Origin of the sequence: Ruania suaedae (genome assembly GCF_021049265.1) — a bacterium.
In the GTDB taxonomy this organism is placed as follows: Bacteria; Actinomycetota; Actinomycetes; order Actinomycetales; family Beutenbergiaceae; genus Ruania; species Ruania suaedae.
Window position 1 is genome coordinate 2,311,012 of record NZ_CP088018.1, and the last position, 22,050, is coordinate 2,333,061.

22 protein-coding genes are annotated in these 22,050 nt (G+C 72.4%); 12 read left to right on the plus strand and 10 right to left on the minus strand.

From position 1 onward, the window contains the following. The first annotated feature begins 253 nt into the window (after nucleotides 1-253). The 5 genes from LQF12_RS10590 (at nucleotide 254) to LQF12_RS10610 (ending at nucleotide 7,788) form a co-directional block, all read left to right on the plus strand. Nucleotides 254-1,756 carry a cytochrome ubiquinol oxidase subunit I gene (locus tag LQF12_RS10590; RefSeq protein ID WP_231052901.1) on the plus strand — a complete coding sequence of 501 codons (1,503 nt, stop codon included), beginning with the start codon at nucleotides 254-256 and terminating at the stop codon, nucleotides 1,754-1,756. 8 nt (nucleotides 1,757-1,764) lie between these two features. Further along, nucleotides 1,765-2,808 carry a cytochrome d ubiquinol oxidase subunit II gene (gene cydB / locus LQF12_RS10595; RefSeq protein ID WP_231052902.1) on the plus strand — a complete coding sequence of 348 codons (1,044 nt, stop codon included), beginning with the start codon at nucleotides 1,765-1,767 and terminating at the stop codon, nucleotides 2,806-2,808. Then, nucleotides 2,805-4,463, plus strand: coding sequence for a thiol reductant ABC exporter subunit CydD (gene cydD / locus LQF12_RS10600; RefSeq protein WP_231052903.1), 1,659 nt, complete (start codon nucleotides 2,805-2,807; stop codon nucleotides 4,461-4,463). The genes cydB and cydD overlap by 4 nt, the downstream gene beginning before the upstream one ends. Before the next feature lie 134 nt (nucleotides 4,464-4,597). Beyond that, nucleotides 4,598-6,208 carry a thiol reductant ABC exporter subunit CydC gene (gene cydC, locus LQF12_RS10605; protein ID WP_435531238.1) on the plus strand — a complete coding sequence of 537 codons (1,611 nt, stop codon included), beginning with the start codon at nucleotides 4,598-4,600 and terminating at the stop codon, nucleotides 6,206-6,208. Next, the gene (locus tag LQF12_RS10610; protein ID WP_231052905.1) at nucleotides 6,205-7,788 is read left to right on the plus strand and encodes a sensor histidine kinase; all 1,584 of its coding nucleotides are present in this window, start codon (nucleotides 6,205-6,207) and stop codon (nucleotides 7,786-7,788) included. Before cydC ends, LQF12_RS10610 begins: the two co-directional genes overlap by 4 nt. Before the next feature lie 4 nt (nucleotides 7,789-7,792). Here LQF12_RS10610 and LQF12_RS10615 read toward each other — a convergent pair whose 3' ends face one another. The 3 genes from LQF12_RS10615 to LQF12_RS10625 form a co-directional block, all read right to left on the minus strand. Continuing rightward, nucleotides 7,793-9,178, minus strand: a complete 1,386-nt coding sequence (locus LQF12_RS10615) for a dipeptidase (protein WP_231052906.1) — start codon at nucleotides 9,176-9,178, stop codon at nucleotides 7,793-7,795. A gap of 20 nt (nucleotides 9,179-9,198) precedes the next feature. Then, entirely contained in the window at nucleotides 9,199-9,843 is a 645-nt protein-coding gene (locus tag LQF12_RS10620) for a response regulator (protein ID WP_290370684.1), read from the minus strand. 123 nt (nucleotides 9,844-9,966) lie between these two features. After that, a complete protein-coding gene (locus LQF12_RS10625; protein WP_231052907.1) occupies nucleotides 9,967-10,944 on the minus strand; it encodes a LacI family DNA-binding transcriptional regulator in 978 nt (325 codons plus the stop codon). A 117-nt stretch (nucleotides 10,945-11,061) separates the two neighbouring features. On the opposite strand from LQF12_RS10625, the gene eda reads away from it, so the two are divergent. The 4 genes from eda to LQF12_RS10645 all read left to right on the plus strand — a co-directional run bounded on the left by eda (nucleotide 11,062) and on the right by LQF12_RS10645 (nucleotide 13,784). Beyond that, complete coding sequence (eda, locus tag LQF12_RS10630; protein ID WP_231052908.1) at nucleotides 11,062-11,700, plus strand: bifunctional 4-hydroxy-2-oxoglutarate aldolase/2-dehydro-3-deoxy-phosphogluconate aldolase; 639 nt, start codon at nucleotides 11,062-11,064, stop codon at nucleotides 11,698-11,700. Between the two features lie 33 nt (nucleotides 11,701-11,733). Next, complete coding sequence (locus tag LQF12_RS10635) at nucleotides 11,734-12,834, plus strand: sugar kinase (protein ID WP_231052909.1); 1,101 nt, start codon at nucleotides 11,734-11,736, stop codon at nucleotides 12,832-12,834. A 106-nt stretch (nucleotides 12,835-12,940) separates the two neighbouring features. After that, nucleotides 12,941-13,381, plus strand: coding sequence for a MerR family transcriptional regulator (locus LQF12_RS10640; protein WP_231052910.1), 441 nt, complete (start codon nucleotides 12,941-12,943; stop codon nucleotides 13,379-13,381). Continuing rightward, nucleotides 13,317-13,784: a VOC family protein gene (locus tag LQF12_RS10645; protein ID WP_231052911.1), complete on the plus strand. Its 468-nt coding sequence runs from the start codon at nucleotides 13,317-13,319 to the stop codon at nucleotides 13,782-13,784. Before LQF12_RS10640 ends, LQF12_RS10645 begins: the two co-directional genes overlap by 65 nt. Before the next feature lie 16 nt (nucleotides 13,785-13,800). On the opposite strand, the gene mutM is transcribed toward LQF12_RS10645, so the two are convergent. From mutM to coaD, 5 genes are read right to left on the minus strand one after another with little or no spacing between them, the layout of a single operon-like run. Continuing rightward, on the minus strand, nucleotides 13,801-14,727 hold the full coding sequence (gene mutM, locus LQF12_RS10650) for a bifunctional DNA-formamidopyrimidine glycosylase/DNA-(apurinic or apyrimidinic site) lyase (protein ID WP_231052912.1): 927 nt from the start codon (nucleotides 14,725-14,727) through the stop codon (nucleotides 13,801-13,803). Beyond that, nucleotides 14,727-15,428: a ribonuclease III gene (rnc, locus tag LQF12_RS10655; protein WP_231052913.1), complete on the minus strand. Its 702-nt coding sequence runs from the start codon at nucleotides 15,426-15,428 to the stop codon at nucleotides 14,727-14,729. Before rnc ends, mutM begins: the two co-directional genes overlap by 1 nt. Continuing rightward, nucleotides 15,425-16,024 carry a YceD family protein gene (locus LQF12_RS10660; protein WP_231052914.1) on the minus strand — a complete coding sequence of 200 codons (600 nt, stop codon included), beginning with the start codon at nucleotides 16,022-16,024 and terminating at the stop codon, nucleotides 15,425-15,427. Before LQF12_RS10660 ends, rnc begins: the two co-directional genes overlap by 4 nt. Then, nucleotides 16,021-16,551: an ATP synthase subunit B family protein gene (locus tag LQF12_RS10665; protein WP_231052915.1), complete on the minus strand. Its 531-nt coding sequence runs from the start codon at nucleotides 16,549-16,551 to the stop codon at nucleotides 16,021-16,023. The genes LQF12_RS10660 and LQF12_RS10665 overlap by 4 nt, the downstream gene beginning before the upstream one ends. Continuing rightward, entirely contained in the window at nucleotides 16,548-17,054 is a 507-nt protein-coding gene (coaD, locus tag LQF12_RS10670; protein ID WP_231052916.1) for a pantetheine-phosphate adenylyltransferase, read from the minus strand. Before coaD ends, LQF12_RS10665 begins: the two co-directional genes overlap by 4 nt. Nucleotides 17,055-17,163: 109 nt before the next feature. Here coaD and LQF12_RS10675 point away from each other — a divergent pair, with 109 nt between their 5' ends. Then, nucleotides 17,164-18,717, plus strand: coding sequence for a UxaA family hydrolase (locus LQF12_RS10675; protein WP_231052917.1), 1,554 nt, complete (start codon nucleotides 17,164-17,166; stop codon nucleotides 18,715-18,717). 18 nt (nucleotides 18,718-18,735) lie between these two features. Here LQF12_RS10675 and LQF12_RS10680 read toward each other — a convergent pair whose 3' ends face one another. Further along, nucleotides 18,736-19,029 (minus strand): hypothetical protein, encoded by a 294-nt coding sequence (locus tag LQF12_RS10680; protein WP_231052918.1) that lies wholly within the window; start codon nucleotides 19,027-19,029, stop codon nucleotides 18,736-18,738. A 101-nt stretch (nucleotides 19,030-19,130) separates the two neighbouring features. Continuing rightward, nucleotides 19,131-19,856 (minus strand): ThuA domain-containing protein, encoded by a 726-nt coding sequence (locus tag LQF12_RS10685; protein WP_231052919.1) that lies wholly within the window; start codon nucleotides 19,854-19,856, stop codon nucleotides 19,131-19,133. 122 nt (nucleotides 19,857-19,978) lie between these two features. Between LQF12_RS10685 and LQF12_RS10690 the strand changes: the two genes are divergently transcribed. Beyond that, nucleotides 19,979-20,839 carry a DUF6807 domain-containing protein gene (locus LQF12_RS10690; protein ID WP_231052920.1) on the plus strand — a complete coding sequence of 287 codons (861 nt, stop codon included), beginning with the start codon at nucleotides 19,979-19,981 and terminating at the stop codon, nucleotides 20,837-20,839. Further along, complete coding sequence (locus tag LQF12_RS10695) at nucleotides 20,836-21,960, plus strand: Gfo/Idh/MocA family protein (RefSeq protein ID WP_231052921.1); 1,125 nt, start codon at nucleotides 20,836-20,838, stop codon at nucleotides 21,958-21,960. The genes LQF12_RS10690 and LQF12_RS10695 overlap by 4 nt, the downstream gene beginning before the upstream one ends. The last annotated feature ends 90 nt before the right edge of the window (nucleotides 21,961-22,050 follow it).

Sequence of the window (22,050 nt, forward strand, 5' to 3'; positions counted from 1 at the left end):
GGCGCTCTCGGGTGGTCGGTCCTGAGCCGCGCCAAGCCGCCAGAGGCGGCGCGTGTCTCATGACCCCAACTACCTGTGCTGATGTCACCGGGCTTCCGACAGGTATGGATCACGCCGGTCGCCACGGGCAGTATCGCACACCGGGGCCGCCCGGGCCGGGGCGGCGCACCCGCTCCAGGGACCTTCGTCCCGGATCGGCGGGCCGGCGCGCTCCTAGCGTGAGGGCACCGACCCATCCGAGGAGGACGAGCGCGTGGACACGCTGGACCTGGCCCGGTGGCAGTTCGCCATCGTCACCGTCTACCACTTCATCTTCGTCCCGCTCACGATCGGGCTCGCGCCGCTGGTGGCGATCATGCAGACGATCTGGGTGCGCACCGGCAGCGAGCACTGGCTCAAGCTCACCAAGTTCTTCGGCAAGCTGCTGCTGATCAACCTGGCGCTCGGCGTGGTCACCGGCATCGTGCAGGAGTTCCAGTTCGGAATGAACTGGAGCGAGTACTCCCGGTTCGTCGGTGACGTGTTCGGCGCGCCGTTGGCGATCGAGGGCCTCGCCGCCTTCTTCCTCGAGTCCACGTTCATCGGGCTGTGGATCTTCGGCTGGGACCGGTTGCCCCGGAAGGTGCACCTGGCCAGCATCTGGATCGTCGCGGCCGGCAGCAACGCCTCCGCCTTCTTCATCCTCGCCGCCAACTCGTGGATGCAGCACCCCGTCGGTGCGACCTACAACGAGGTCACCGGCCGCGCCGAGATGACCGACTTCGGGGCCGTGCTGACCAACTCCACCCTGCTCGCGGCCTACGCCCACACGATCGCCACGTCCTTCCTGGTCGCCGGCACCTTCGTGGCCGGGGTGGCCGGCTGGTGGATCGTGAAGGCCGTGCGGGCCGGCGACCGCACGAGTGCCCGGCAGATCTACCGGCCCGCCGCGATCCTGGGGATGGTCACGATCCTGCTCTCCGGCGCCGGCGTGGCCGCCAGCGGCGACTGGCAGGCCAAGCTGATGTACGAGCAGCAGCCCATGAAGATGTCCGCGGCCGAGGCCCTCTGCGAGGGCGAGCACGGGGCCGCGTTCTCCATCCTCACCATCGGGGACCTGTCGAACTCCTGCGAGGGCGTGCACCACGTGGTCACGGTGAACGGGCTGACCAGCTTCCTCGGCACCGGCGACTTCGAGGGCTATCTGCCCGGTGTGCAGGAGCTGCAGACCCAGTACGAGGCCGCCTACGGCGAGGGTGTCGACTACCAGCCCAACCTGGCGCTGACGTACTGGTCCTTCCGGTTCATGATCGGCTTCGGCGCCTTCAGCGCCGCTCTCGCCGCGGCGGGTCTGTGGCTGCTGCGCCGCGGCCGACTCACGCAGAACCCCTGGTTCGCGCGGCTGTGCCTGCTCGCCCTGCCGATGCCGTTCGTGGCCGCCTCCTTCGGATGGATCTTCCGCGAGACCGGCCGGCAACCGTGGGTGGTGGTGCCCAACACCGGTCCCGGCGGGGTCGACGCCATCCGCCTGCTCACCGCCGACGGGTTGTCCAGCTCGGTGCCCGCCGGTGAGGTGATCGCCTCCACGGCCGCCTTCACCGCGATCTACGGGGTGCTCGCGGTGGTCTGGTTCCGGCTGATGCGCCGGTATGCGGCCGCGGGCGTCGCCGCGACCTCACCGCCCGCCACCCGGGACACCACCGATGACGACACCGACAGCGACGGCGGCGGCGGCGATGCCGATCGGACCGACACCCCCCTCTCCTTCGCCTACTGAGGACAGCCATGGACCTCCCCGTGCTCTGGTTCCTGCTCATCGCCGTGCTCTGGCTCGGCTATCTCGTGCTCGAAGGGTTCGACTTCGGCGTCGGGATGCTGATGCGCCCGCTGAGCCGCAACGACACCGACCGCCGGCTGATCATCAACACCATCGGCCCGGTCTGGGACGGCAACGAGGTGTGGGTGCTGGTGGCGGGCGGGGCGATGTTCGCCGCCTTCCCGGAGTGGTACGCCACGATGTTCTCCGGGTTCTACCTGCCACTGCTGCTCATCCTGGTGGCGTTGATCGTGCGGGGCGTGGCCTTCGAGTTCCGCGGCAAGATCGACGACGACATCTGGCGCGCCCGGTGGGACTGGGCGATCACGTTCGGCTCGTGGACCCCGGCGGTGCTGTGGGGGCTGGCGCTGGCGAACCTGGTACGCGGCGTCGAGCTGACGCCCGATCACCAGATGACCAGTTCCTTGCTCGATCTGCTCTCCCCCTACGCCCTGCTCGGCGCGGCCACCACCACGCTGCTGTTCGCCACCCACGGAGCGATCTTCATCGCCCTCAAGACCGCCGGGCCGATGCGCGAGCGCGCCGGCCGGACCGCAGCCGTGCTCGCCGTCCCGACGACGGGGGTCGCCGGGGTCTTCGCCATCTGGACCCAGCTGGCCCACTCCGGCCACCTCTGGACCTGGGCCGCTGTCGCCGCAGCCGCCGCCGGGCTCGTGGCCGTCCTGCGTGCCACCCGGGCGCGGCGTGAGGGGTGGGCCTTCGGTGCCAGCGTGCTGGTGATCGCCGCGGCGGTCACGCTGCTCTTCGGCTCGCTCTTCCCGAACGTGATGCCCGCCCTCAACGACCCGGCGAACTCGCTGACGATCGCGAACGCCTCCTCCACCCCGTACACGCTGACGATCATGACGTGGGTGGCCGGATTCCTGACCCCGCTGGTGATCGGCTACCAGGCCTGGACCTACTGGGTCTTCCGCAAGCGGCTCACCGCCGAGGTGATCCCCCCGCACACGGGCCTGCCCGGCCGGGCCGGGACCACGCCGTCGCGGCGATGAAACCACTCGACCCCCGGCTGCTGACCCGGGCACGCGCCGCCCGCGGGTACGTGCTGCTCACCACCGTGCTCACGGTGGCCACCACCGCCTGCGTGCTCGCCACCGCGGTCCTCCTCGCCCGCTCCCTCGCACCGGTGATCCAGGGCGAGGGGACCTGGGCCGATGCCGCGCCCGCGGTGGCCGGCGTCGCCGGACTGGTGGTGCTCCGCGCGGTGCTGGCCGCGGCGGGCGAGCGTTTCGCCCATCGCAGTGCCACCCGGGTGATCGCCGAACTGCGCGCCCAGGTCCTCGCCCGCGCCGCCGCGCTCGGGCCGCGCTGGCTGGCCGCTCACGGCAGCGAGGTGCGCACCACGCTCACCCGGGGTCTCGACGACCTCGAGCCGTACTTCGTGCGCTACCTGCCCCAGCTGCTGCTCGCGGCGATCCTCACCCCCGCCGTGCTGGTGCTGATGGCCACCCTCGACCTGACGGCGGCTCTCACGGTGGCCGCCCTGCTGCCCGTGATCCCGGTGTTCATGTGGCTGATCGGCGTGGTCACCCAGGCCTACGCCCGGCGCCGGCTGGCCGAGTCCGAGCGTCTCGGCGCCCAGCTGCTGGACCTGCTCGCCGGTCTGCCGACGCTACAGGCGTTCGGCCGGGCACTGGGGCCGGCCGCACGTGTGCGTTCGCTGGCCCAGGCCTCGCGCCGCTCCACGATGGCCACGCTGCGGGTGGCGTTCGCCTCCTCGGCCGTGCTGGAGCTGTTCGCCAGCCTGATCGTGGCCGCGGTCGCCGTCGGGGTGGGCCTGCGGCTGGTGGCGGGCTCGGTGACCCTGGAGGCGGGCCTGGCGGTGCTCGTGCTCGCGCCGGAGGCGCTGCTGCCGATCCGGCAGGTCGGCGCGCACTTCCACGCCTCCGCCGACGGCCTGGCCGCCGCCGAGCGGGTGCACGCGGTGCTCGACGCGGACCCGCCTGCCCGCGGCACAGCCTCCACACCCGGCGCGGTGCAGGCGATCGGGTGGGACGCCGTCACCGTACGTGCCGGGGAGCGTGGTTACGCCGCCCCCGGCGGACTGACCGGGCGGGCCGAGGCGGGACGGATCACGGGCCTGACCGGCCCGAACGGGTCCGGCAAGTCGACGGCGCTGCTCGCCCTGGTGGGCGCCCTCGCCCCGGACGAGGGTCAGGTGTTCGTGGTGGGCCCGGACGGCGTCGCCTCGGTGGCCGAGCTCGCCCCCGAGCAGTGGTGGCGGCAGGTGGCATGGGTGCCCCAGCGGCCGGTGATCGAACCGGGCACGGTGGCCGAGTACCTCGGGCTGGACGATCCGGAGCGGGATCCCCGGGTGGCGGAGGCGGCGGGTGCCACCGGACTGGCGGAGGTCCTCACCTCGCTGCCGCAGGGATGGCAGACCCGGATCGGGCAGGGCGGCTGGGGGCTCTCGCTCGGGCAGCGGCAGCGGCTCGCGCTCACCCGCGCGCTGCTCGACCCGGCGCCGGTGCTGGCCCTGGACGAGCCCACGGCGCATCTGGACGGGCCGGCGCAGGCCGAGCTGGTGGCGGTGCTGCGGCACGCCGCGGCGGCGGGCCGGGTAGTGGTCGTGGTGGCGCACCGGCCGGAGCTGATCGCCGCCTGCGATGCCCTGATCCCGGTACGGGCCGAGGAGCGGGTCCCGTGATCGCCGGGCCGGGCCGCCGTGGCCGCTCGTCGGCCCCCCTCCACGGGCCGAATATTCGACCCCTTCTCGGTTCCGACCCTGACGTTCGGACCCCTGGAGGACTGATCGCGGATCTGCGGGCCGTCCGGACGGTCCTGCCGCTGCTCGAGATCTCGCCCCGCCGTGCCGTGGTGGCCATCGCCTGGGGGGTGCTCACCCTCACCGCCGCGGTGGGCCTGACGGCGGTCTCCGCCTGGCTGATCGCCCGCGCGAGCCAGATGCCGCCCGTGCTGGACCTGACGATCGCCGTGGTGACGGTGCGGGCGCTGGGGATCTCCCGCGGCCTGTTCCGCTATCTCGACCGCCTCGCCTCCCATGACGTGGCCCTGCGCGGGGTCGCGGCCCTGCGCGAGCGCCTCTACCGCTCGCTGGCCACCGGGCGCACCGAGGCGGTGCTGGGCCTGCGCCGCGGCGATCTGCTCACCCGCCTGGGCGCCGACGCGGACGCCCTCGGGGACGTGCTCGTACGCGGGCTGCTGCCGGCCGCCGTCGCCGCGGTGGTCTCGGCAGCGGGCGTCGGACTCGTCGGGGCCTTCTCCCCCGCCGTCGCGCTGGTGTTGGCGGCCTGCCTGGTGCTGGCGGGGATCCTCGCGCCGGCCCTCGCCGCCCGCGCAGCGCGGCTCGCCGAGATCGAGGCCGCGCACCAGCGCCGGGAGGTCACCGTGGCCACCACCACCATCCTCGACGGCGCCACCGAGCTGCAGGTGCAGGGCCGGATGGACCGTGCCCGCCACGCGCTCGAGTTCGCCGAGGAGGGGCTGCGGCGGGCGCGGGACCGCGCCGCCGCCCCCGCCGCGCTCGCGCACGGGATCGGGCTGCTCGCCTCCGGGATCGCCACGGTCGCCGCACTCGTGATCGGGATACCGGCGATGACGTCCGGGGCACTCGCACCGGTCGAGCTGGCCGTGGTGGTACTCACCCCGATGGCAGCGTTCGAGGCGACAGCCGTGCTGCCGGCGGCGGCCATCCAGATCACCCGCTCGGCCGCGGCGGCGCGGCGGGTCACCGACCTGCTCGAGGCTGCCGCGCGTTGCCCCGAATCGTCGCTTCCCGCGGCCGCCGAGCGACAGAACGCGGCACCACGCGTGTCTGCGCGCGGTCTCGTGTGCGGATGGGAGGGTCGCGCGGTCGCCGACCCGATCGACCTGGACCTGGAGCCCGGCCGGGCCGTGGCGCTCCTCGGCCCCAGCGGCTCGGGCAAGACGACCGCCGCCCTCACCCTCGCCGGGCTCCTCCGGCCGGTCGCGGGCACCCTGCAGATCGACGGCGGCGCCACCGCTCCCGACGTCCTCACCTACACCCCTGAGGACGCGCACCTGTTCGCCACCACCGTGCTGGAGAACCTGCGCGTGGCACGGGGGGACGTCGGCCCGCACGAGGCGTGGGACGTGCTGGCCCGGGTCGGACTGGAAGACCTCGTCTCCTCCCTACCGGACGGGCTCGACACCCTCGTCAGCGCCGAGACCCTCTCCGGCGGCGAGCGCCGCCGGCTGCTGCTGGCCCGGGCGCTGTGCTCACCGGCCCCGCTGCTGATCCTGGACGAGCCCACCGAGCACCTCGACGCCGCCACCGCACTGGCCCTGCAGCGCGACATCCTCACCCTCGGCCGCGAGCGCGGCGTGCTGCTGATCACCCACGACGAACGGGGCACCGGCGCCGCCGATGAGGTGCTCCGCCTCGGCGCATCGAGGAGACTGGTCCGATGAGGACCGCACCCACCGAGATGCTGCAGGCGATGCTCGCGGTCACCTCACACCTGGACCTGGAGGAGGTGCTGCACACCGTCGTCGAGGCGGCGGCCGACCTCACCGGCGCCCCGTACGCCGCGATCGGGGTGCTGGACGCGGCCGGGGAGGTGGAGACCCACATCGAGACCGGCGATGCCCCGCACGTGCAGGCGCTGCTCACGCATCCGCACGGGGTGGAGGTGCTGGAGGCGATCGGCACCGAGCCGCTGCTGCTGGAGGATCTGGTCGACCACCCGCGGTTCGCGGACCTGCCGCCGGGCCATCCCCGCACGGCCCGCTTCCTGGGGGTCCAGGTGCGCGTACGCGGGCAGGTGCACGGACGCCTCTACGTGGCCGGCAAGTCGGCCCCGTTCACCGACGAGGACGCCGCCGGGGTCCGGCTGCTCGCCACCGCTGCCGGGATCGCCGTGCAGAACGCACGCCTCTACGAGGCGGCGCGCACCCGCGAACGGTGGCTCGCCGTCGGGCAGGAGATCACCACCACCCTGCTCTCGGGGGCCGACATCGAGGACGCCCTCGCGCTCATCGCACGCCGGGTGCGGCAGGTCGCCGAGGCCGACACCGCGGTGCTGGTGCTGCCCGGGGTCGGCTCGGACTGGGTGATCGAGTTCGCCGACGGCGATCCCGTGGGTGACCTCGTCGGCATCGTGATGCCGCCGAACGGGCGCGCGATGACGGTCCTGCGCGACGGCTACGGCATCATCGTGGACTCCTTCGCCCGCGCCCGGAACCTGCGGGTGCCGCAGTTCGGCCGGTACGGGCCCTCCCTGTATGCGCCGCTGATGGCCGGCGATGAGGGCCTCGGTGTGCTCATCCTGCTGCGCCGCACCGGCGCGGTGGAGTTCACCGAGAACGAGCTGACCGTGGCCGAGTCGATCGCCCGGCAGGCAGCGCTGGCGATCACGCTCTCCCAGGCGCGGCAGGCGCAGAACCTGGCCGAGCTGCTCTCCGAGCGCAGCCGTATCGCCCGTGACCTGCACGACCTGGCGATCCAGCAGCTCTTCGCCACCGGGTTGCGGCTGGGGCACCTGCAGGAGCGGCTCGATCCCGCGCAGGCCGGTGAGCTGCAGAGCGCGCTGGACGGGGTGGACGAGGCGGTCGGGCAGATCCGCCGGATCGTGCATGCGCTGCGGGCCGAGGACGAACACCTCCCGCTCGGCGACCGGCTCGAACGCGAGGTCGCCCACGCTCGCACGGCACTGGGCCTGCAGGTGCGGCTCACCACGGGCGCGGACCTGGCGCGGGTCGAGGAGGACCTGGCCGACGACGTCGTCGCGGTGGTGCGCGAGGGGCTGGCCAACGCGGCCCGGCATGCCCGGGCCGAGTACGTCACGGTCACGATCGCGACCGGCGAGGACGCTCGGCTCGTGGTCACCGTGGCCGACGACGGCGTGGGGCCGGATCTGTCCGTCGCGCGCCGCTCCGGCCTGGCGAACCTGGCCGGGCGGGCCCGCCGGCACGGCGGCCGGTGCACCCTCGAGCCGGGGCCGGACGGCGGTACGCGGCTGCAGTGGAGCGCCGCCCTCGAGGGGCGCTAGTGCCTCAGCGCTGCCGACCCAGGCGGCGCAGGAAGGTCGCCACCCCGGTGGCCATGTGCTCCAGCTCGCCGGGATGGACGCTCTCGTTCGCGGCGTGCATCTGGCTGGCCGGGTCGCTCAGGCCGAGCATCACGATCGAGGCATCGGGTTGGGCGGAGGCGAGGGCCGCCGTCAACGGGATGGACCCACCCTGCCCGGCGGTGATGGTGGGCGTAGCGAAGGCGTCGGTGAGCGCCTGCTCCAGCAGTGCGAACGCCGCCGTGTCGGTGCGGGCCCCGAAGGCCGCCCCCTGGCCGACCAGCTCGGTGCTCACCCGTACCCCCCAGGGGGCGGCGCGGCGCAGGTGCGCCTGCAGCTTCTCGGCAGCCTCGGCGGTGTCCGTGCCGGGCGGCACCCGCAGGCTCACGCGGGCCGCGGCACTGGGTTGGATCGCCGGGACCGACCCCACCACGGCGGGCGCGTCGATCCCGAGCACGGTGACGGCGGGGCGTGCCCAGATCATGTCGGCCACGGTTCCCGACCCGGTCACCTCGGCGCCCTCGAGGATCCCGGCATCGGTGCGGAAGTCGGCCTCCGCGTAGGGCGCCCCGGGCCAGGTGCCGGTCGCGTCGAGCCCGTCGATCGTGGTGTTGCCGCGCTCGTCCTTGAGGGAGGCGAGCATGGCGATCAGGGCAGCCAGCGCATCCGGCGCGGCACCCCCGAACGCGCCCGAGTGCAGCTGCCCGGCGAGGGAGTCCACGCGCACGGTCACGTCCACCATGCCGCGCAGGGCGGTGGTCAGGGTGGGCCGGCCGACCTTCACGTTGCCGGTGTCCTGGATGAGGATCACGTCGGCCGCGAACTCCTCCGGGTGGGCGGCCACGTACTGCTCCAGGCCACCGGTGCCCTGTTCCTCGGAGCCCTCGATCACCACCGTCAGGGACACCGGATACGCCTCGGAGCCGGTGTCCCGTAGGGCGCGCAGCGCGGTGAGGTGGCTGATCACGCTGCCCTTGCAGTCGGCCGCGCCGCGGCCGTAGTAGCGGCCCTCGGAGAAGGTGAGCGTGAACGGGTCCGTGTGCCAGCCCTCGGCGGGCGCCGGCTGGACGTCGTAATGGGCGTAGAGCAGCACCCGCGGGGCGCCCGGCGGGCCCTCGTAGTGACCGATGACGGCGTCACTGCCGTCGGGGGTGGGCACCAGGTCGGTGTCGGTGAGGCCGAGCTCGATGAACCGGTCGCGGACCCACTGCGCGGCGAGGCGGCACTGCTCGGGGTCCTCCACGGCCGCGTCCTGCACGGAGCGGTAGGAGACGAGCTCGCTCAGATCGGAGATCGCCTGCGGCATCACGCCGGCCACGGCGGCGGCGAGGGTCGTGCTGTCCTCGGGGGCTTCGCTGGTGTGTTCGGGCATGGTTCGAGCGTAATCGGCGCTCAGGTCGGGGCGTGCCGCCACTGCGGGTCCTGGTCCCGCCGCCGGCCGGTGACCCAGGCGACCACCTGGGTGCGGCGCTGCAGTCCGAGCGTGGCCAGCAGTGAGGTGACGTGGTTCTTGACCGTCTTCTCCGCCACGCCGAGCCGCTCGGCCACCTCCCGGTTGGACAGGCCGTCGCCGATGAGCTCCACGATGCGGCGCTGGGAGGGGGTGAGCAGCTCGAACGGGTCGTCGGCGCGCGGTTCGGCGGGTACCTCGCGCAGCAGCGTCCGGCCGGCGGCCACGGCGCGCACCGCCTCGAGGATCTGGCCGCCGCGCACGGACTTGAGCACGAATGCCTGGGCGCCGGCGGCCTGGGCGGCGGACCGGGCCTGCGGGTCCCCGAAGGAGGTGAGGACGACGGCGCGCACGTCGGGCAGCGCGGCGCGGACGCCGTCGATGACGTCCACACCCGTGCCGTCGGGCAGCTGCAGATCGACCAGCAGCAGATCGGGGCGGGTCAGCTCGGCCCGCTGGATGGCCTCGGCCACCGTGGAGGCCTCGGCGACGACGGTCAGGTCGTCGGCCATGTCGATCACGTCGACCACGCCGCGGCGCACGATCTCGTGGTCGTCGACGATCAGGACGCGGACCGGATCACTCACGTTCCCAGCCTACTGGGGTCCGGCACCGCGGCGTCGGTGACCGGAGCGACCGTCATGCGTGATCTGCGGGGACATGCTGCCGCAGATCCACGCAGCCGTGTCGGTCCGGTCAGGCGGAGTCGCTCACCCCGCGGGCGGCTCCGCGGTGGAACGCCGCACCTGCAGCTCCACCGGCAGGATCCGGGTGATCGGCTCGGCGCCGAGCAGCAGATCCACGGCCGCCGCTCCCATCTCCAGCGCCGGTACTGCGACCGTGGTCAGTGGCGGCGCGAGCAGCCGGGCGACCGGGACGTCGTCGAAGCCGACCACGCTCATCCGCTGCGGCACCGCGATCCCCCGGTCGGCCAGGCGGCCCAAAATCCCCAGGGCGAGCTGGTCGTTGAAGGCGAGTACCGCACTCACCCCGCGGGCCAGCGCCTGATCGGCCGCCGCGATCCCGCCCGCCGAACCCGGGCGGAACGATCCCAGGTCCACCACCGTGTCCGGGCCGACGATCCCGGCGCCGACCGCCGCCTGCAGACCCTCCCGGCGGCGCGCATCCGACCAGGAGGTGGCCGGCCCCCCGGCGTAGCCGATCCGGGAGTGTCCGAGGGCTGCGAGATGCCGCAGCGCCTGGGTGATGCCGTCGGCGTTGTCACCCACCACGGCGGGGACCCCGTCCAGCACCCGGTTCACCAGGACCACCCGGGTGCGGCCGGCGACCTCGGCGAGTTCGGCGTCCGTGGTGCGGGAGGAGGCCAGCACGGCACCCTCGCACACCATCGCCAGCTGGCCGAGCACCTCCAGCTCGCGACCGGGATCCTCATCGGTGTCCGCGATCATCGCGTTCAGCCCGGCATCGCGCACCCGCCGCTGCACCCCGGTGGCGACCGAGGCGTGGAAGGCGTTCTGCAGGTCCGGCACCACCAGACCGATCGCCTGCCCGCGCCCGGTGACCAGCTGCCGGGCCGCCCGGTTGGGCTGGTAGTCCAGCTGCTCGGCGAGGCGCCGCACGCGTTCGCGCGTACCGGCGGCCACCACGGTGGAGCCCGCCAGGGCGCGCGAGACGGTGGCCATGGAGACGCCGGCGGCATCGGCCACGTCCCGGAGCGTCGTCGGCATGCGCACCCTTCTGCAAACGTTTGTGGATCATTGTCGACCCGAGGCCACTCATGTTAGCGTGATCGGCAATTACATCACTGCAAACGTTTGTGGTCCTGCGACCGCACAAGGAGAGATATGACAGCGCAGTCCCCCGAGATGCTCGAGCGCATCGGCGCCGCCCGCCTGGTGCCCGTCGTCGTTCTCGACGACGCCGCCTCCGCCGCTCCGCTGGCCGAGGCCCTCGTGGCCGGTGGCCTCCCCGTGGCCGAGGTGACCTTCCGGACCGCTGCCGCGGTGGACTCGATCAAGGCGATGAGTGCCCGGGGCGACATGCTGATCGGGGCCGGCACGGTGCTCACACCGGAGCAGGTCGACGCCGCCGTGGACGCCGGCGCCTCCTACGTCGTCTCCCCCGGCTTCTCCCAACCGGTGGTGCGCCGCTGCATCGAGCGCGGTGTGCTGCCCCTGCCCGGCGCCGTCACCGCCACCGAGGTGCAGGCGGCCCTGGCCGAGGGCCTGACGGTCGTGAAGTTCTTCCCGGCGGAGACCTCCGGTGGGGCCAAGGCCATCAAGGCGCTCGCAGCACCGTTCGGGGACCTGCGGTTCGTGCCCACCGGCGGGATCGGGCCGAAGAACCTGGCCGAGTACACCGCGCTGTCCGCCGTGCTCGCCGTCGGCGGTTCCTGGATGGTGCCCCGGGACGAGATCGCCGCCGGCCACTTCGAGAAGGTCACCGACCTGACCCGCGAGGCCGTCGCGCTCGCCACCGCCTGACCTGACCCAGCAACCGATTCGACGAGGGATCCCATGAGCCTGTCCATCCGCCCCGCCTCCGAGTGCCGCTACGACATCGCCTCCCTGGGCGAGATCATGCTCCGCATGGATCCGGGCGAGGGCCGTATCCGCACCACCCGCCAGTTCCGCGTCTGGGAGGGTGGCGGTGAGTACAACGTCGCCCGTGGTCTGCGCCGGGCGTTCGGTCTGCGCGCCGTCTCGGTCACCGCCCTCGCGGACAACGAGGTCGGCCGCCTGGTCGAGGACTGCATGCTCACCGGTGGGGTGGACACCTCCTTCATCACCTGGGTGCCCTACGACGGCATCGGGCGCGAGGTCCGCAACGGCCTGAACTTCACCGAGCGCGGGTTCGGGGTGCGCGGCGCCGTCGGCGTCTCCGACCGTGGCAACACCGCGATCAGCCAGCTGAAGCCCGGCCAGGTGGACTGGGACCACCTCTTCGGCGAGCTCGGCGTGCGGTGGCTGCACACCGGCGGCATCTTCGCCGCCCTCTCGGAGTCGACCGCCGAGGTCGTCATCGAGGCGGTCACCGCCGCCAAGAAGCACGGCACGGTCGTCTCCTACGACCTCAACTACCGCCCGAGCCTGTGGAAGACCATCGGCGGCCAGGCCAAGGCCCAGGAGGTCAACAAGGCCATCGCCCCGCTGATCGACGTGATGATCGGCAACGAGGAGGACTTCACCGCCTCCCTCGGCTTCGAGGTCCAGGGCACCGGGGACAACCTCGACAACCTGGAGATCGACAGCTTCAAGGCGATGATCACCGAAGCCGGGCAGACGTACGAGAACTTCCAGGTCATCGGCACCACCCTGCGCACCGTGCACACCGCCTCGGACAACGACTGGGGCGCGATCGCCTGGTCGAGGGACGAGGGCTTCGCCGAGGCCACCCACCGCGAGCACCTGGAGATCCTCGACCGGGTCGGTGGCGGCGATTCCTTCGCCTCGGGCCTGATCTACGGCCTGCTCGAGGGTGAGCCGATCCAGACGGCGGTCGAGTACGGGGCAGCCCACGGCGCCCTGGCCATGTCCACCCCGGGCGACACCACCATGGTCACCAAGGCCGAGGTGCTCAAGCTCGCCGGTGGTGGAAGCGCCCGCGTGGACCGCTGATCACCGGTTCCTGATCGCCCGTCGGCGGTCCGGCCGCGGGTCCGGCAGTCTGGGTGCCGGGCCCGCGACCAGGCCGCCGACGGGCGGCGTCAGCCATGATGGGCCCATGAGAGTCGGTGAGCTCGCGCGACGCACAGGGGTGAGCGTGCGCTCCCTGCGCTATTACGAGAATCAGGGCCTTCTCGCGCCCTCCCGCTCCGCGGCCGGCCAGCGCATCTACGGCACCGAGCACGAGACGATCGTGGGTGAGATCCAGGAGCTGTTCCGCGCCGGGTTCTGCAGCTCGGTCATCCGCGAACTCCTTCCTGCGCTGACCGCCCCCGTCAAGGACACCGCGCTCCTCGGCCAGGCACTGACCTCGGCCCGGGAACGGCTGACCAGCGAGAAGCGGGCGATCGATGCCGAGCTGCTCCGGCTGGAGCAGTGGCGTGACCGCTGGGGACTTGCCCCTGACACCCATGTCAGCGTCCAGGATGAGCGCCATGACGACACCGACGAATCCTCCCCGCCAGCTCCGCCTGATCATCGAGACCGACGACTTCGATGAGGCAGTGCACTTCTACCGCGATGTGCTCGGCATGCCCGAGCAGCCCGCATTCGCCACCGAGGGGGACGATCGCGTCTCGATCCTGCATGCCGGGACCGCCACGATCGAGCTCGCGAGTCCCGCCCACGTGAGAGCCATCGACGCGATTGAAGGCGTCCCCGAGTCCCAGCAGCCGACGCTCCGGATCGCGCTCGAGGTCGATGACACCGAGAGCGCCGTCGCTTCGGTCGCCGAGCACGGCACCGCGACGCTGGCTCCGGCCACCCGCACCCCTTTCCAGACCATCAACGCCCGGGTCCAGGGGCCGGCCGGGTGGCAGGTCACCTTCTTCCAGGAACTCGAGACCGTGCAGGACCGCTCCGCTCGGGACGGCTTCACCACCGACGACCGGCGCCCGCGGTAGCGGCCCGCCCGAGCCCTCACCGCGGCGCGCGCTGGCACCTCGGGCAGAAGAACGAGGACCGGTTGGCGAACGCCTCCCGCACGATCGCGGTCCCGCACCGCGGGCACGGGCGGCCCGCCTGGCCGTAGACCGCCAGCGACCGGTCGAAGTAGCCCGAAGCCCCGTTGACGTTGACGTAGAGCGCGTCGAAGCTCGTCCCGCCGGCCACGAGCGCCTCGCGCATCACCTCCTCGGCGGCCTCCAGCACCGACGCCACCATGCCCGGCCGCATCCGGTCGGCGGGCCGGGCGTAGTGCACGCCCGCTCGCCACAGCGCCTCGTCGGCGTAGATGTTGCCGATGCCCGAGGTCACCGTCTGGTCCAGCAGCACGGTCTTGATGCCGCGGCGTCCCCGCCGCACCCGCCGGTTCAGCGCGGCCCGGGCGGCCGGCTCGGCTAGCACCGGATCGAGCAGGTCCCGGCCGATGTGGGCCACGGCATCGGGAAGCAGCCCCGCCACGGGGGCGCCTCCGGCGTCACCACCGGGGCCGCCGTCGGGGGTGGGCACCAGATCGGCCACGGTGACGTATCCGAAGGTGCGCTGGTCCACGAACCACAGATCGGGGCCGCCGGCGAGGGAGAGGTGCACACGCAGGTGCGGGTGAGGTGCGCCGTCGGGAACCTCGTCCCGCACGAGCATCTGCCCGCTCATGCCCAGGTGGACCAGCAGGGCGTGGTCCTCGGGCTCACCGTCCGGGCCGGCCATCGTCAGCCAGCAGAACTTGCCGCGGCGCACCGCGGCCGTGAACGTCCTGCCCGTGAGCAGCGCCGCGAGCTCGGCCGCTCCGCCCTCCTGACGGCGCACGGCCCGCTCGCGCAGCACCTGCACCCCGGTCACGGGCCGGCCAAGCACATGCGCAGCCAGGCCCGACCGCACGGTCTCCACCTCGGGCAGCTCGGGCACTAGGCCTCGCCGCCGCCGGCGGCCTCCAGGGCCCGGTAGGCGTTCTCGGCGGCGCGCTGCTCGGCGATCTTCTTCGACGAACCCTCACCCTCGCCCCAGTCCTGGCGGTCGAGGGCCAGGGTGGCGACGAAGTGACGCTGATGGTCGGGGCCGGTCGCCTCGATCCGGTAGACCGGCGCCCCCAGCCCGCGCTCGGCCGCGAGCTCCTGCACGCTGGTCTTCCAGTCCAGCCCGGCCCCCAGGCCGGCGGCGTCGGTGAGCCGCGCGCCCACGAGCCGCTGGACGAACGCGCGGGTCGGCTCCAGCCCGTGGCACAGGTACACGGCCCCGATGACGGCCTCGAGCGTGTCGCACAGGATCGAGTCCTTGTCGTGCCCACCGGTGCCCTGCTCGCCGCGTCCGAGCAGCAGGTACTGCCCGAGCCCGATCTCGCGTGCCACCGCCGAGAGCGCCCGCTGGGAGACGGTGGCGGCCCGCATCTTGGCCAGATCACCCTCGGCGCGATCGGGGTGGGTGCGGTAGAGGTGCTCGGTGACGACCACACCCAGGACCGAGTCGCCCAGGAACTCCAGGCGCTCGTTGGTGGGGATGCCCCCGGCCTCGTGCGCGAAGGAGCGGTGGGTCAGGGCGAGCACGAGCAGCTCCGGGTCGACCTCGATGCCCAGCGCCTCGACCAGCTCGTCGAGGGCGCGGGCGGTCACCTCTCGCGCTCCTGCTGGTCGGTCTCGTCGGTCTCGTCCTCGGCGCCCTCGGCGTCCTGGTCACCCTCGGCGCCCGCGAGCGCCGCCAGGGCCGACCAGCGCGGATCGAGGTCCTCGTGGGCGTGACCGGGCTCGGCCTCGTCGAGGCGGATGCCGCAGTCCGGGCACAGGCCCGGGCAGTCCGGGCGGCACAGCGGCCGGAACGGCAGGGAGAGCACGACGGCGTCGGTCACCGTGGGCTCGAGATCGAGCGTCTCCCCGTCGAGCTCGGGCAGCGGGTCCTCGTCCTCGCCCAGCTGGTCGGTGTCCTGCGTGCCCGGGTAGGCGAAAAGCTCGGTGATGTCGGCATCGATGTCGACGACCACCTCGGTCAGGCAGCGCACACACTCCCCCTCGGCCACCGCGGAGGCGGTGCCGGTGACGAGCACACCCTCCATCACGGACTCGAGGCGGAGGTCGAGCGCCACCTCGCGCCCGGCGCGTACGGCGATCACCTCGTTACCCATCGGCTCCGCGACCGGCGCGTCGAGGGTGTGGGTGCGCATCGACCCGGGCCGGCGGCCCAGGTCGCGGGTGGAGATCTGGAAGTGGGTCATGTGCCGGTCGTCTCCTTGTCGTTGTCGCCGGCTGCCTCCGACGGACCGCTGCGGCCCCGGGTGCGTTCCATCAGGCGTGCCCGTCCGGCCGCCACCTGGGATGAGATCGAGTTGAGATCGATCTCGAACTGGGCGAGCTGGCGGTCGCAGTAGTCGTCCGCCTCCCGGGAGAGCTTCTCGGCCGAGGCCTTGGCCTCGGCCACGATGTTCTGGGCGCGCTCGTCGGCAGCGGCGACGACCGCCTCGCGTGAGACGAGCTCCTCGGCTCGCTGCTGCGCTTTCTCCACGATCGCGGCCGCCTCTCGCCGGGCGCGCTGGAGCACGGCATCGGCGTCGGCCACCACGGAGTCGGCCCGGGTGATCTGGTCCGGGAGCACCCCGGTGGCCGAATCGATCAGCTCCAGCACCTCGGCGCGGTTGACCAGCACCGAGGCCGACATCGGCATCGAGCGAGCGGAGGAGACCAGATCGGCGAGCTCCTCGAGGATCGCGACGAGCGACTCGCCCTGTTCTGCGGCCTTGCTCATGAGCGTCCATCCTTCGGGGGCGGTGCCGAGATCGCCGCGTGGACGGCATCACTGACGGCGGGCGGGACCAGTCCGGCGATGTCGCCGCCGTACCGGGCGACATCCTTGACCATGCTGGAGGAGACGTGCGCGAGCTCGGGAGCGCCGGTCACGAACACCGTCTCCACCCCGCTCAGGTGCCGGTTCATCAGCGCCATCGGCTGCTCGGCGTCGTAGTCGGCTCCCCCACGCAGGCCCTTGACGATGGCGGCGGCGCCGAGCTCGGTGCACAGGTCCGCGAGCAGGCCCGGCATCCGGACCACCCGGACGCCGTCCTGGCCGGCGACGGCCTCGGTGAACAGCCGCACCCGCGTCTCGGCGTCGAGCAGCGGCGCCTTGCCGGCATTGATGCCCACGGCTACGACGACCTCGTCGAAGAGGCTCCGCGCGCGGCGCACGATGTCCAGGTGCCCGAGCGTCACGGGATCGAAGGATCCCGGGCACACAGCGATACGAGTGGTCACGGCGGACAACTTACCTTCCGGGCGCCGCAGGAGGGCACCGCAGAGCCCGAGAGACCGGTTTCTCCGGTAGACTGGGCGATCACGAACCGCCCCAAGCGAAGGTCTCTGCGTGTCTGCCGATCCCGCCCTGTCCGAGCTGCCCGTCCTGCACCTGCGGGAGGAGGACCACGTGGTGGTCGCCACGGCCGATCTGGTGGCCGGCCTCGAGATCAGCCTGCCGGGCATCCCGTCCTTCCGCACGACGGCGCCCATCACCCAGGGGCACAAGCTGGCCGTGCGCGGGGTGGCCCAGGGTGAGCGGGTGCTCAAGTACGGGCAGTCGATCGGGCGCGCGACGGCGGAGATCGCCCCCGGTGAACACGTGCACTCCCACAACCTCGGCATGGACACCGGCGAGCGCGAGCACGAGTTCGGGACCGCGCGGGTGCAGCCCACCTTCCCCGAGGACCGTGACCTGCCGCGCACCTTCCTCGGCTACCACCGCCCCGACGGGCGGGTCGGCACGCGCAACTACATCGGCGTGATCACCTCGGTGAACTGCTCGGCGAGCTCGGCCACCATGATCGCGGACCAGTTCCGCCACGACGGGTTGGCCGAGTTCGAGAACATCGACGGCGTGATGGCGATCACCCATCAGAGCGGGTGCGGGCTGGTGCCCGACTCCGAGGGCGGGCAGATGCTCTTGCGGACCCTGCGCGGGTACGCCAACCATCCGAACTTCGGCGGGCTGCTGGTGCTGGGCCTGGGCTGCGAGATGATCGCGGTGAACCAGCTGCTGGACGGCCTGGGGCTGCCCGAGGGTGCCTACGTGGAGACCATGACCATCCAGGACATGGGCGGTATCCGCGCCACGGTGCGAGCCGGGGCGGAGAAGATCCGCGAAATGATGCCGCAGGTGAACCAGGCCAGGCGGGAACCGGCCGATGTGGCGCACCTGACCCTGGGACTGAACTGCGGCGGCAGCGACGGCTACTCGGGGATCACGGCGAACCCGGCACTGGGCTACGCCTCGGACCTGCTGGTCGCCGCCGGCGGTACCTCGGCGCTGGCCGAGACGCCCGAGGTGTACGGGGCCGAGCACCTGCTCACCCGCCGCGCGGTGTCCACCGAGGTCGGTCAGAAGCTCCTGGACCGGATCGAGTGGTGGAAGAACTACACGGCCGCCGGCGAGGGAACCATGGACAACAACCCCTCCCCCGGAAACAAAGCCGGCGGGTTGACCACGATCCTGGAGAAGTCACTCGGCGCCGTCGCCAAGGGTGGGACGGCCGAGCTGGCCGGGGTGTACGAGTACGCCGAGCCGATCACCGCCAAGGGCTTCACCTTCATGGACACCCCGGGCTATGACCCGGTGTCGGTAACCGGGCTGGTGGCCGGCGGCGCCACGGTGGTGTGCTTCACCACCGGCCGCGGCTCGGTGCTGGGCTGCAAGCCGGCACCGTCGATCAAGCTGGCCACGAACACCCCGATGTACGAGCGCATGCACGAGGACATGGACCTCAACTGCGGGCGGATCGTCGACGGCACCGCGACGCTCGCCGAGGTCGGCGAGGAGATCTACCGGATGATCGTCGAGGTCGCCTCCGGCCGCGAGACCGTCAGCGAGGAGCTCGACCTCGGCCAGGACGAGTTCATCCCCTGGCACGTGGGCGCGGTGACCTGACCTGCGCCGTCGGGGGATTCAGGGGACGGTGACGGTGAGTTCGAGGGGCTCGGCTCCCGCGACGTCTGGCGCATCCACGACGATCGGGCCAGCGACGAGCGAGTCGGGAACTGCGAGCGTGGTGACGAACGAACCATCGTCCTCGATCGCGATGGCGTCCAGAGTCGCGACGATCTGGTTATCCTGCGTCAACTCGAGACGGACCGAGTCGAGGGGGCTCTGCGTCACGTAGGGGGTGCCGTTGCCGGCGTGGTCATCGCATCCGTCCATGAAGGCGTGGCCGGTGATGCTGATCGATTCTCCGGGTTCCACCGCCCCGGACGCGATCTCCCTCCGGCGGCCCCGACCCATGATCCAGGCAAGGAATCAGGTTAGACCCTGAGTCCGCGCCCGGACCTTGTGTCGGGGCAGGCTCAGCTCAGCAGCCAGGCCAGCTCCCGGTCGAGCAGCAGGGTGCGCACCCGCGCGCGGACGGCGTCGCCGTCGTGGCCCAGCGCGTCATAGACCGCACGGCCGCGCAGGCCGGGAACTGCCTCGGCGGCCCAGACCAGCGCGTGGGTGCGGCCGTCCTCCTCGTGCTCGAGGAGCACGGTCGAGTCCGGGGAGACCTCCAGGTCGGTGTAGCGCTCGTCGTCGATCTCGACCTCGCCGGTCAACCCGGCGGTGATCGGGTGCAGGCGATCGGTGAGGCGCACCTGTGCCGGCCCCCGCGGCGGGTGCCACGATGCACGTTCGGCGCGACCGGCCTCGACCTCGGGCTTGGGCACCCACCGGCCACCGAGCACCTGCGCCCACTGGTCGTGCTCGTAGAAGGTGTTCGACCCGGTATGCGTGGCCAGGACGGGTACGCCGGCAGCCAGGGCGGCGAGCACCGCATCTCGCAGGTCACGGGCGCGCACATCCTCCGCGTCCTGCGACTGCGCCACCGGCGTGCTGCCGCCACCGGCGTTGACCACGATCAGATCCGGCTCACCGAGCTGGCCGGCCTCGACCTCGCCGGTGCGGAGCACGCGGGCGTCGAGGCCACGCTCGCTCAGCATCTCGGCCAGTGCGGCCGAGGTGCCCTCGAAGTCGTGCCACGGGTCGGCGTAGCGGCCTGCCCCGCTGATCACGACGGCGGTGCGATGGTCTGCAGACACGTGCTCTCCTTCGATCGTCCGGTCAACGCGGTGGTAAGCGGTTGCCGATAGGGTGTCACGCGAGTCACCTTCTCCGCGAGGCGAAGGTGAGCATCCGATTCCCGTGGACCAAGGAGCACAGCGTGAGCGCCCCTGATGGCGAGCCCGTGCTGCGCATCGGAGCGCGCGACGTCGCCCGGTACGCAGCCGGCCAGGACATGGCCCCCACCCTCTCCCCCCGCCCGTACCTGCACCCGGTGACCACCCTCGACGGCGTGGAGCTCACCGAGATCCTGCCGGAGGACCACACCCACCACTACGGGGTGAGCAACGCCGTCGTCGAGGTGAACGGCACCATGTTCTGGGGCGGCAAGTCCTACGTGCACCCCACCGGCTACGAGATGCTCGACAACCACGGCCGGCAGGTGCCGGTGCGCACCGAGTCCGGCGACCACCGCATCGCCGAGCAGCTGGAGTGGGTGGACGGCGCCGGGGCGCACGTGCTCACCGAGCAGCGGGAGATCCTCGCCGACCTGCTGCCCGAGCACGAGGCCTGGGCGCTGCGGTGGCACTCGCAGCTGATCGCCGACGGCGGAACGGACCTCGCACTCGGCTCCCCCGCCACCCGGGGCCGGGTGGGCGCCGGGTACGGCGGGCTGTTCTGGCGGCTCTCGGGCGAGAACGTTCTGACCACCGCCACGGTGGCCGACGGCCCTGACGTCGACCCGCTCGGCAACGACACCTCCCCCTGGCTGCTCCTGGTGCAGGAGCGCTCCACCGGCCCGGTCAGCCTGCTGCTGGCCCAGCCGCGCAATTCGATGCTGCCGTGGTTCGTGCGCACCAGCGGTTACGTCGGCGCAGGACCGGCCGTCGCCTGGGATGCCGAACGCTCGATCGCTGCTGGTGAGCGGCTCGATCTGCACCTGTGGGCGGTCCTCGCCGACCGGGCGCTGACCACCGCCGAGGCCACCGCCCTCTATGAACGACTGGAGCAGCTCGCGTGAGCACCACCTTCGCCGTCGTGGGTATCCACGGGTACGGCTCCCAGCACCTGAGCCACATCAACGAGCTCGTCGAGGCCGGGCGGGCGCAGCTGGTGGCGGTGGCCGACCCGCGCGGCGGCGAGGGTGCAGTCAACCTGCCCCCAGGCACCCCGGTCTATCCGGACCTGGACAGCCTGCTCGCCGAGGTCAGCCCGGACGTGGTCACCATCGCCACCCCGATCCACACCCACCTGCCGCTGGCGGTCCGCGCGATGCGCGCCGGCGCGCACGTGCTGCTGGAGAAGCCGACGACCGCCTCCATGGCCGAGTTCAGCGAGCTCGTCCGTGTCAGCGACGAGACCGGCCTGGTGGTGCAGGTGGGCTTCCAGAGCTTCGGTTCGCACGCGTTCGACCGGATCCGCCAGATCGTGGAGTCCGGGCGGATCGGCGAGCTGCAGGGCATCGGCGGCTACGGCCTGTGGCGCCGGGCCCGCAGCTACTACGACCGGTCCCGGTGGGCGGGTCAACGCCGCCTGGACGGGGTGGAGGTGGTCGACGGCGCGGTCACGAATCCGCTGGCCCACTCGGTCGCCTCGGCACTGCGGATCGCCGGGTGCTCCCGGGTGGAGGACGTGGCCGAGGTGGTCGTCGACCTCTTCCACGCCAACGACATCGAGGCCGACGACACCTCCGCTGTCCGGTTGCGCACCACCTCCGGTACCCCCATCGCCATGGGCCTGACCCTGGCGGCCGAGGAGCCGGAGGTGTGGCCACGCGTACTCGTGCACGGTACCGAGGGCACGATCGACTTCCAGTACACCTCCGATGTGCTCACAGTGCGCACGGCCGATCACGAGGAGACGGAGGAGGTCGGGCGCACGGGGCTGTTCGTCAACCTGCTCGATCATCTGCAGCAGGGCACGCCGCTGCTCGCCGATGTGCGTGACACGGGCGCATTCATGTCCGTACTGGAGGCGGTCCGCACCGCCGAGGACCCGGCACAGATCCCGGCCGACTGCTTCACCCAGGTGGGCGAGGGACCGGACTCCTACCGGGTGATCGATGGCGTCGACGAGTGGTGCCGGCGGGTGGCGACCGAGCTGGCGACGTTCTCCGAGCTCGGCGCTCCCTGGACTCGCTGACCACCGCTCCGCGGGCCCGAAAGTCAGGGTCGAACCCGAGAAGGGGTCAAATATTCGGCCCGGGGAGGGCCGGAGGAGTGAGCCGGGCGG

Coding starts and splice junctions, on each gene's coding strand:
- LQF12_RS10660 (WP_231052914.1), bottom strand. CDS start 16,024: ATGACCCACTTCCAGATCTCCACCCGCGACCTGGGCCGCCGGCCCGGG.
- LQF12_RS10625 (WP_231052907.1), bottom strand. CDS start 10,944: ATGCCGACGACGCTCCGGGACGTGGCCGATGCCGCCGGCGTCTCCATG.
- eda (WP_231052908.1), top strand. CDS start 11,062: ATGACAGCGCAGTCCCCCGAGATGCTCGAGCGCATCGGCGCCGCCCGC.
- LQF12_RS10635 (WP_231052909.1), top strand. CDS start 11,734: ATGAGCCTGTCCATCCGCCCCGCCTCCGAGTGCCGCTACGACATCGCC.
- LQF12_RS10610 (WP_231052905.1), top strand. CDS start 6,205: ATGAGGACCGCACCCACCGAGATGCTGCAGGCGATGCTCGCGGTCACC.
- LQF12_RS10665 (WP_231052915.1), bottom strand. CDS start 16,551: ATGAGCAAGGCCGCAGAACAGGGCGAGTCGCTCGTCGCGATCCTCGAG.
- LQF12_RS10640 (WP_231052910.1), top strand. CDS start 12,941: ATGAGAGTCGGTGAGCTCGCGCGACGCACAGGGGTGAGCGTGCGCTCC.
- cydB (WP_231052902.1), top strand. CDS start 1,765: ATGGACCTCCCCGTGCTCTGGTTCCTGCTCATCGCCGTGCTCTGGCTC.
- LQF12_RS10645 (WP_231052911.1), top strand. CDS start 13,317: ATGACGACACCGACGAATCCTCCCCGCCAGCTCCGCCTGATCATCGAG.
- LQF12_RS10615 (WP_231052906.1), bottom strand. CDS start 9,178: ATGCCCGAACACACCAGCGAAGCCCCCGAGGACAGCACGACCCTCGCC.
- cydD (WP_231052903.1), top strand. CDS start 2,805: ATGAAACCACTCGACCCCCGGCTGCTGACCCGGGCACGCGCCGCCCGC.